This is a genomic window from Streptococcus parasanguinis (genome assembly GCF_001578955.1).
GTDB lineage: Bacteria > Bacillota > Bacilli > Lactobacillales > Streptococcaceae > Streptococcus > Streptococcus parasanguinis_U.
This window is the reverse complement of the sequence record NZ_KQ969689.1, coordinates 711423-719958: the sequence shown is the minus strand read 5'-3', so window position 1 is coordinate 719958 and position 8536 is coordinate 711423. Positions and strand designations below refer to the sequence as shown.

8 protein-coding genes are annotated in these 8536 nt (G+C 36.5%); 4 read left to right on the top strand and 4 right to left on the bottom strand.

From position 1 onward, the window contains the following. Positions 1–50 precede the first annotated feature (50 nt). From SPADD19_RS03450 to SPADD19_RS03440, 3 genes are read right to left on the bottom strand one after another with little or no spacing between them, the layout of a single operon-like run. Positions 51–740: a hypothetical protein gene (locus tag SPADD19_RS03450; protein ID WP_061455214.1), complete on the bottom strand. Its 690-nt coding sequence runs from the start codon at positions 738–740 to the stop codon at positions 51–53. Next, the gene (locus SPADD19_RS03445; protein ID WP_061455213.1) at positions 721–1533 is read right to left on the bottom strand and encodes a hypothetical protein; all 813 of its coding nucleotides are present in this window, start codon (positions 1531–1533) and stop codon (positions 721–723) included. The genes SPADD19_RS03450 and SPADD19_RS03445 overlap by 20 nt, the downstream gene beginning before the upstream one ends. A gap of 1 nt (position 1534) precedes the next feature. Then, on the bottom strand, positions 1535–2245 hold the full coding sequence (locus tag SPADD19_RS03440) for an ABC transporter ATP-binding protein (protein WP_061455212.1): 711 nt from the start codon (positions 2243–2245) through the stop codon (positions 1535–1537). 158 nt (positions 2246–2403) lie between these two features. Between SPADD19_RS03440 and SPADD19_RS03435 the strand changes: the two genes are divergently transcribed. Beyond that, complete coding sequence (locus tag SPADD19_RS03435) at positions 2404–3075, top strand: response regulator transcription factor (RefSeq protein WP_061455211.1); 672 nt, start codon at positions 2404–2406, stop codon at positions 3073–3075. After that, positions 3060–4136 (top strand): sensor histidine kinase, encoded by a 1077-nt coding sequence (locus SPADD19_RS03430; protein ID WP_061455210.1) that lies wholly within the window; start codon positions 3060–3062, stop codon positions 4134–4136. Before SPADD19_RS03435 ends, SPADD19_RS03430 begins: the two co-directional genes overlap by 16 nt. A 102-nt stretch (positions 4137–4238) precedes the next feature. On the opposite strand, the gene SPADD19_RS03425 is transcribed toward SPADD19_RS03430, so the two are convergent. Further along, positions 4239–5177, bottom strand: a complete 939-nt coding sequence (locus SPADD19_RS03425; protein WP_241496451.1) for a CPBP family intramembrane glutamic endopeptidase — start codon at positions 5175–5177, stop codon at positions 4239–4241. Between the two features lie 261 nt (positions 5178–5438). Here SPADD19_RS03425 and SPADD19_RS03420 point away from each other — a divergent pair, with 261 nt between their 5' ends. Both SPADD19_RS03420 and SPADD19_RS03415 read left to right on the top strand, forming a co-directional pair. Continuing rightward, a complete protein-coding gene (locus SPADD19_RS03420) occupies positions 5439–7619 on the top strand; it encodes an amino acid ABC transporter substrate-binding protein/permease (RefSeq protein WP_041818224.1) in 2181 nt (726 codons plus the stop codon). Next, entirely contained in the window at positions 7619–8359 is a 741-nt protein-coding gene (locus SPADD19_RS03415; RefSeq protein ID WP_003007564.1) for an amino acid ABC transporter ATP-binding protein, read from the top strand. The genes SPADD19_RS03420 and SPADD19_RS03415 overlap by 1 nt, the downstream gene beginning before the upstream one ends. The last annotated feature ends 177 nt before the right edge of the window (positions 8360–8536 follow it).

Genomic DNA, 8536 nt, shown 5'->3' with positions numbered 1-8536 from the left:
CCACTCTCCCAAAATTAGAAAAATTTGCTCATCAGTATCATTTTTATTTACTACTTAACTTCTTGATTCCTTACCAAGAAGTAGAGAGTTGCTCCAAGTGAACATACAAATCCAATAACGTAAGTACAGAGTTGCAAATAGGAAGCTCTCCCTAAAATGGTATCTGCAACAATATTATAAAATAGGTAACTAGTCAATGGTTCCACTACTCTTTCTATGAATGGTTGTACTAAAATAGGAAATAGCAATAAAATAGCTAAACTCCACATTGGACTTTTGAAAAAATAACTTAAAAAGTAAGAAATCAAAAAGTATTGGATGGAGCCAATCAAATAGAAGCTGAAAATTTCTAAACTGACACCATTTTCGCTACTAAAAAAATGAAACCATATAAGCAATACAATGAAATAAAAGGTTGATTGTAGTACTACATCACATAACTCTACGAACAGGATCCGAATTGAACTTAAGATCCTTTTTCCACTTACCAAATAAACTAGTTTTGTTTCGTGTGATTGTAACTCAACAAATACATTAACACACCCTATACTAACAGAGAGCATTGAGGCAAAAACAAGAGCTTGCTTTATAGATAATTGTACAACAGTATCATTGATTGAAACTGGTAACACACCGAAGAGACACACAAAACCTATCAAAAGTGACTGTATAGCTATCTGGTACTTTACGGGTTTTAAACTATATTTTTTGACGATAAGACTAAAAAATATTCTTGCCATTCTTCCTCCTCATTCGAATCATTTCTACAAGCATTATGAATACCAAGAACAAGATTCCTTCTACTACTAAAAGTGTAAATCCATATAATTGGCTCGTTTGAATCCCTTCAATTCGGCCAAAAGCAAATGACTTTGCTCCAATCAAAGGCAAGAGATTTTCTATTTTAGAAGAAATTCCTCTTAGAATACCTGATAAAGTGATTACCAATAACAAAACGTCTGCAATTAATGAAGTCATTGATTTTTTCGTTACTATTACGAAAAGTAAAGCTAATAAAGTAAGAACGATTGCAAATATCATAACTCTTACCGTAACATCTAAAAACAAAGTAAATTCTAAATAATTCTTTAAAGTTGAATCTAGAAAAATGAGTAAGATAATAGCATTTACTATAGATAATACTAAAGTAGAAAGTATCGATAAAACAACCGAACTTGCAATAAAACCAGTAAGACGAACTTTCCAGTTTGGGATCAATAACTGAGTAAAATTATCATCACCAAATTGGTAATGGGTTGAATAAACAAGTGAAACTAAGATTGGTAAGAAAATAACACTTGCTTGGTAGGGTGAGGATAAGAGAGCATCTCTGACTGTATAGACTGGATTCGATGATAGCATAGATGGATCAAGGTTAACAGCCTGTCCATTTCCTTCTACTAAAGCATTTATCACCTGGATATTTTGAATTGAAAAAAATATGCTGACTCCCAAAATAAGAAAAAAAGTGAATTTAGAAGTAGCTAAACTACAATATTTATAGAGGTCACTAAAAAAGGAACGCTTCAACATATCATGCACCTTCTTTCCCTTCGAGCGCCTTAAAATATGCTTCCTCAAAAGATCCAAACTGTTTCAAAATGTCTTTTGTAGGAGCATCAATAACGATCTTCCCATTAGAAATACCAACCAAATGATCTACAGTTAATTCTAACTCACTCATATAATGACTTGTCATTAAGACAGTTTTACCTTCATTGACAAAAGATTGTAAAAAATTGCGTACCCAGCGTATTCCTTCTGGATCTAGTCCATTGATTGGTTCATCTAAAATTAAGATGTCAGGATTTGCTAATAAGGCTGTTGCTAAACCAAGACGTTGCTTCATTCCTAATGAATAGTCTTTTACTTTTTTATTTTTAGCTTCACTTAACCCCACCAACTCTAAACATTCGTTGCACCTATTTTTGTCAACGCCACAAGCCAAGCCAATCCACCGAAGATGCTGAAATCCTGTTCTAGTTGGATAAGGTTGACAACTATCTAGGAATGATCCAACAATACAAAAAGGATTATCTCCCAATTGAGAGTATTTTTTTCCATCGATCAACGCCATTCCCATTTGACTATTTTCTAAACCAAGTAAAATTCTAATTAAAGTTGATTTTCCAGATCCATTCGGTCCAATCAATCCGGTAATCTCACCTTTTTTGGCTTTGAAAGACACGTTTTGAAGGACAATTTTATTATTATATTCCTTATGTAGCTTGTGAATTGTTATCATTCATTCTTTTTCCTTTCTGACTTTTAGTGAAATTCCACGTTCACTTGGAGCAAGTATAACAGGAGAAAATCAGGAAATTATCAGAATAATTATTTTCTTCATTTCTAACAAATTGCATTCTAGATTTGCTATAATATGCTCATATAATTGGAGGGACTATGAAGCATAAAATTTTAGCCATTGACGATGATGAAAAAATCTTACGATTAATAGCGAATGCATTAAAAGCGAACAACTTTCACGTGGAAACTCGTAAAAATATAGAGGAGATTAATATCTGTGACTTTACTGGATTCGATCTAATTTTACTTGACGTCATGATGCCTATTTCTGGTTTAGAAATCTGTCGTTCCATTCGTTCACAAATTACTACTCCAATTCTATTTCTAACCGCTAAAGATTTTGAAGAAGATTTACTAAAAGGAATACAAGCCGGAGCCGATGATTACATCACAAAACCATTCAGCATTAAAGAATTGATTGCAAGAATTCAAATGCATCTTCGTAGAGAAGAAAGATCACATCATGCCTCTAAAGAAGAGATGGATTCAAATATAACTTTTTATCGAGATAGTAAAGAAGTATATTATCAATCAAAGAGAATTTCATTAACTAAGCGAGAGTTTGATTTACTTTATCTTTTAGCAAAAAATGAGAACCGAATATTTAGCATAGAAGAACTTTACAATTACCTCTATCCTGTAGACTCTGATACACAACTACGATCCATTACTGAATACATCTATCAAATCAGACAAAAATTTAAGATCCATCAAATTGACCCCATCAAAACAATATGGGGAGGAGGATACAAATGGAAAAAGAATTGACAATCAAGCAACTCATTAAGCGTACCTACCTTAAAATCATTTGGCAATTTCTTCTATGTCTGATACTTTTTTACATAGTTCCAGCTCTTCTATCTTCTGTATCTGGAATTAATGAGAAAAATGCCAATCACTTTGCTTTATTTTTTAGCGTCAGTTCTTGGATTTATCTTTGCATCATTTTAATTTTTATCATTGTAATAAATATTAGACAATTATTAACCAAGATTCAAACAGAAATGAACATGGTTTATCATAGTGGTCTATATTTCACCAAAAATGAACATCACCATTTGCAGATTAAAGAATTCATTGAAACAAACGATCTGATCGAAAAAATGCAATCTGAAATAAAAAATAGAATTCAAAATGAAAAAGATCAAAAAAAAGAACTCATGTTTCAAGTATCTAGCGCTGCACATGATCTTCGTAGCCCTCTAACTGTCATCAGAGGAAATGCCGAATTCTTACAATCCACCGAGCAAACACCTCAAGTAATGGAATGTCTAAAAGATCTTGAGCAAGCAAGTATTCAGTTAAACGATTATTTTAACCACTTTATCCAATACTCCAAAACCTTTTACGACCAGGATATTCAACTTGAGAACATATCAATTCAACAAGTAACTCATCAATTGAAGGAACATATTACTCCTTTACTCCCTAGAAATACACATTTTGTTTTTACTAACACAGTAACTCCATCAACACAAATTGCCATTCATTCCAATCTATTTTTCCGAGCAATCACAAATATCATTAATAATGCAATACAACATCAAAAAGAAAATGATGCACAAATCCACCTAACAATTTCACAAGAAAATAGTCAATTAGTTCTAACTATATGGAATAACCAATCTAGTTTTTCAAAAAATATATTACAGAATGCTGGAAATCTTTTCTATAAAGATGACCAAGCAAGAACACCCTCTCAAGAAAGTCACTTTGGACTTGGTTTATCTTTCGTGAAACGCGTCATGAAACTTCATAATGGAACTATGCATTTAGAAAATATTCATAATGGTGCACAAGTGAAACTAATCATTCCCATTATTATATAGGAAAAGCCGAACTCATCAATATGTGTTCGGCTCAAAACGCAGACAAACGTCATTTTTGGTGTTTGTCTTTTTCATATATGACTTTCAGACATTACACAGAGGTTAGTCATCAAACTTTTCTTTCCTCTCCCCTAAGCAATATACAATCACTAGGGATACAAAAAGAACTAGGGTGGTGATGATTGATCCTTCTGCTCCAAATGCCCCTCCGGTCAACCAGTCAGGTCCATCTCCCATGGTAAAACTAAAGATAGACGCATCTGCGCCTGTGCCACTGACTTGAAAACCAAGGAGATTTCCTTGTACATAGTTCCAAGTCCCGTGTTGGGCGACCACTAGCCAGATACTATCGGTATAGATAAAAAGCAGACCAGCTAGCACCCCATCAAGGATGATATTCAGTACGGATAAAAAAGTGACTCCTGCATTTCCCATATGAAGAATGCCAAAGAGACTACTAGAAATCGCGATCGCTAAAGGCAAATTAGTTCTTGCAGCAATTCGAGTTAAGAGCCAACCTCGTGTGGCCACTTCTTCCGTCCCTCCTTGGAGAAGCCAAAATGGGAATAAGCCTAGAATAAAGAGGATGGGTTCTAAACTTAATTCATTAAGCTCAAAAGACCCTATTCCACTTACTTGGTAGACAAGCGCGATCACTCCCATTTGAAGAAGGGAAAACATGATCCCCCAACCTAGATACTTAAGCCAATTCCTTTTTACAAAGCCTAAGCTTGATAAGGCATTCTTCTCTATGACCTTCACCCAAAAAATAAAGAGGAACAGAATGATTACAAAACTGAAGAGCTCATAATAGAGAAAATAATGGTAGAAAAATTCTTGAATACTTGCTATCCCATTTCCTGGTGAAAAGAAGTCTACTAGAAAACCGATCACTAAGGAAAATGGCCCCACAAGTTCACTACCAATCCAAAGTCCTCCTTCTATAAAGAAGGAGGCTAAAAATACATAGAATAGTGTAGAAATAAGAACTGGCATAGATGTGTTTGTTTTTATATCCTGAATGATCTTTCCTTTCTTCATGATCAACCTCCATTTATCTAATAGGTCCATTGTAACAAAGAAAATCCAGAGCTGCAATATCGTTTCATGTTAGAAAACCTAACATGAAAACCGGATTTTTCTTGCAAAGCAAACTATTTTCTGATATAATAGCTTTTGTAGAAAAACATAAGACCATTCATACTCGTTTTGGTATGAATGATTTGTTTTTTAAGGCCATCCTTTGGTCAATGTGCTCATGGGTCAAATACCCAAAGAGAAAAGAATTATAAGGAGACAGAAATGAAGAAAAAATTACTAGCATGTTTGCTTTTCTTATTTCCATTCGTTGCATTCGCTGGTCATGCTCATGCTGAAACGATCAAGGTCGTTTTCGATACAGCGTATGCACCATTTGAATTTAAGGATTCAGATCAAACCTATAAAGGAATTGACGTAGAGATCTTGGACAAGGTCGCTGAAATCAATGGCTGGGATTTGGACAAATCCTTCCCTGGATTTGATGCAGCGGTCAATGCAGTTCAAGCTGGTCAAGCGGATGCCATCATGGCAGGGATGACCAAAACAACAGAACGTGAAAAAGTCTTCACCATGTCTGATACTTACTACGATACAAAAGTTGTCATTGCGACTAAAAAAGCTGACAAAATCACTAAGTACAGCCAATTAAAAGGGAAGACAGTCGGTGTTAAAAACGGCACTGCAGCCCAACGCTTCCTCGATAAAAATAAGGACAAGTACGGCTACAAGATCAAGACTTTTGACACTGGCGATCTCATGTACAACAGTTTATCAGCTGGTGCAGTGGATGCAGTCATGGATGATCAACCCGTCATTCAATATGCCATTCAAAAGGGTCAAGATCTAGCTATCAATATGGATGGGGAAGCAGTCGGTGGCTTTGCCTTTGGTGTTAAAAAAGGTGGAAATCATGAAAAGTTGATCACTGAATTTAACAAGGCTCTCGCTCAAATGAAAGCTGATGGAACACTTGATGAGATTATCAAGAAATGGACAGGTGAAAGCCAATCATCAAGTAACAGTGCCGTTCCAGAAACCACTACTCCTGCTGGTCAAAAAGCAACCCCTAAAAAATCAAAATATAGCATTTCAAGTGATTCTTCCTTTGCACCATTTGTCTTCCAAAATGGAAAAAACAAATACACAGGGATCGATATGGACTTGATCAAGGCTATTGCCAAAGACCAAGGATTTACTATCGAGATTGACAATCCTGGATTTGATGCGGCGATAAGTGATGTTCAATCCGGCCATGCGCAAGGAATGATCGCAGGGATGACTGTGACAGATGCTCGGAAAGAAACATTTGATTTTTCTGAACCATACTACACGGCCAATTCTATTCTAGCCGTTCAAGAAAGTAGCAAGATTGATTCATATGATGACCTTAAAGGAAAGACAGTCGGTGTTAAAAACGGTACTTCCTCACAAAACTTCCTTGAAGAAAACCAAAAGAAATATGGTTACAAGATCAAAACGTTCTCTGACGGAGCTTCTATGTATGATAGTTTGAATTCTGGTTCTGTTGCAGCGATCATGGATGACGAACCTGTTATCAAATACGCTATTAAACAAGGACGTAAATTCAAAACACCTATCGAAGGTACTCCAAGTGGTCAACTAGCATTTGCCGTTAAAAAAGGAGAAAATCCTGAATTGATCGAAATGTTCAATAACGGGCTTGCAAACTTGAAGAAAAGTGGCCAATACCAAAAGATTCTTGATAAATACCTTAAATCAGATAGCAAATCTACTTCAAGTACAGCCGTAGATGAAACAACGATTTGGGGCTTGCTCCAAAACAACTACAAACAATTGTTAAGTGGTTTGGGTGTGACTCTAGCCCTTGCACTTCTCTCTTTCGCAATTGCTATGGTGATCGGTGTTATCTTTGGGATGTTTAGTGTTAGCCCTTATAAATGGCTCCGCTGGACAGCAGAAATCTTTGTCGATGTTATTCGTGGGATCCCATTGATGATCCTTGCTGCCTTCATCTTCTGGGGAATTCCAAACTTGATTGAATCTGTCACAGGTCATCAATCCCCAATCAACGACTTTGTTGCAGGTACCATCGCCCTCTCCCTCAATGCTGCTGCCTATATTGCAGAAATTGTTCGTGGGGGGATCCAAGCTGTACCGATTGGACAGATGGAAGCCAGCCGAAGCCTGGGAATCTCCTATGGCAAGACCATGCGTAAGATCATTTTGCCACAAGCAACCAAACTCATGCTTCCAAACTTTGTTAACCAATTCGTCATTGCCCTGAAAGATACGACTATCGTTTCTGCGATCGGATTGGTAGAACTCTTCCAAACTGGTAAGATCATCATTGCTCGAAACTACCAGAGTTTCAAGATGTATGCGATCCTTGCCGTCTTCTACCTCGTGATTATCACCTTGCTAACACGATTTGCAAAAAAATTAGAAAAGAAGGTTAACTAATGGCTAAATTAAAAATTGATGTCCATGACCTCCACAAATACTATGGTGAAAATGAGGTCTTAAAAGGAATCTCAACAAAATTCTACGAAGGGGATGTGGTCTGCATTATTGGACCGTCCGGTTCTGGTAAATCGACCTTCCTTCGTAGTCTCAATCTCCTCGAAGAAGTGACAAAAGGTCAAATTACCGTAAATGGATATGATCTAACCGATCCGAAAACCAATGTTGATTTGGTCCGTGAAAATATCGGGATGGTTTTCCAACACTTCAACCTCTTCCCTCACATGAGCGTCCTAGAAAACATTATGTTTGCGCCAGTAGAGCACAAACTGATGACTCGAGAAGAAGCTCAAAAAGTCGGGATGGAATTGTTGGAAAAAGTTGGACTCGCAGATAAAGCCGATGCCAATCCAAACAGCCTTTCCGGTGGTCAAAAACAACGTGTGGCTATCGCACGTGGACTTGCCATGAATCCAGATATTATGCTCTTTGACGAACCTACTTCTGCCCTTGACCCTGAGATGGTTGGAGATGTATTGAACGTTATGAAAGAGTTGGCAGAGCAAGGCATGACCATGATCATCGTTACTCATGAAATGGGATTTGCCCGCCAAGTAGCCAACCGCGTCATCTTCACCGCAGACGGTGAATTCCTCGAAGATGGCAAACCAGACCAAATCTTCGACAACCCCCAACACCCACGTTTGAAAGAATTCTTGGATAAGGTTCTAAACGTTTAAAAAGATAAAAACGAGTGGTTCCTGAAGCATCTAGCAATTTTGCTAGATGCTTTTTTTTGACGAAAATAGCATTTTCAAACCTGAAAATGCTCAGAATGTGGACTAACTATTTTAAAATAAAATAAGTAAAGCGTTTCTAAAAAGGAACAACAATGATTTTCAATTTTTAAAATGAAT